Here is a 229-nt window from a genome sequence, read left to right as displayed (position 1 = left end):
AACATGGCGGCGCGTGCCGATGTGGGCGCGGTGCTGATCGGCTGGGGCATCACAGCTGTTGGCATGCTGGCGCTGGCGTTCGTGTTCCAGACCCTGGCCAACCGCAAGCCTGACCTGGATGGCGGGGTGTATGCCTATGCCAAGGCCGGTTTCGGCGACTACATGGGCTTCTCCTCGGCCTGGGGCTACTGGATCAGTGCCTGGCTGGGCAACGTCGGCTACTTCGTAC

General features: G+C 64.6%; 1 protein-coding gene. It reads left to right on the top strand.

What is annotated here, in order from left to right; translation table 11 throughout:
* Nucleotides 1–229 (top strand): amino acid permease (locus J5M58_RS27730; RefSeq protein WP_207880757.1); only part of this gene is annotated, 229 nt, incomplete at both ends.

The sequence above is a fragment of the Pseudomonas sp. 32_A genome (genome assembly GCF_017490905.1).
Classification (GTDB): Bacteria; Pseudomonadota; Gammaproteobacteria; order Pseudomonadales; family Pseudomonadaceae; genus Aquipseudomonas; species Aquipseudomonas inefficax.
Note: the sequence above shows the minus strand (reverse complement) of the source record. Positions and strands in the feature narration are given on the sequence as shown.